This window comes from Oleiphilus sp. HI0123, from assembly GCF_001635315.1.
Window position 1 is genome coordinate 1 of the sequence record NZ_LWGE01000140.1, and the last position, 610, is coordinate 610.

At 47.5% G+C, this 610-nt stretch carries 1 protein-coding gene and 1 pseudogene; both read left to right on the top strand.

From position 1 onward, the window contains the following. Positions 1 to 231: transposase (locus A3761_RS26580; RefSeq protein WP_068749673.1), on the top strand; the 231-nt coding region annotated here is incomplete at its 5' end. 119 nt (positions 232 to 350) lie between these two features. Then, positions 351 to 610 (top strand): annotated as a pseudogene (locus A3761_RS01320) (IS3 family transposase); the annotation flags it as partial.

The following is a 610-nucleotide window of genomic DNA, read 5'->3' on the forward strand; positions in this document are numbered from 1 at the left end:
GTCCGAGATGTCGCGGATAGCTTAGGCCTTGGTAAGTCCACGGTCGATAAATGGGCGCGACAATTAAAAGAAGAACGAAACGGTAGGTTGTCGAGTGCTACACCTCTCACTCCAGATCAATTAAAAATTCGCGAGTTGGAACGCAAGATCAAACAACTAGAGGGAGACAACGAGATTTTAAAAAAGGCTTCAGCTCTCTTGATGCAGGACTCGATCAAAGGTTTTCGTTAATCCAAGCGCAGCAAGGGAGCTGGTCGGTATCTCGACTATGCCGCGTACTTAATGTTCATCGCAGCAGCTACAGATATTGGTGTGACCGCCCTCAAGAGATAGAGCCGCAACGCCTTAGATTGATTTCTGAACTCAAGCGTTGGTTTGGAATTAGTAATGGTTCTGCGGGGGAGCGTACTTTGGTAACTCTGCTGGCATTATCCGGCTTTAAGGTGAGTCGCTGGTTAGTGAACAAGCTCATGAGGCAAGAAGGTTTGGTTAGCCGCCAATTGCCGGCACATAAGTACGCTAAATCTGAGAAAGAGCATGTGCTCATTCCAAATGTGTTGGGTCGTTGCTTCAGTCCGGAACAGCCTAATCAAGTTTGGTGTGGTGATGT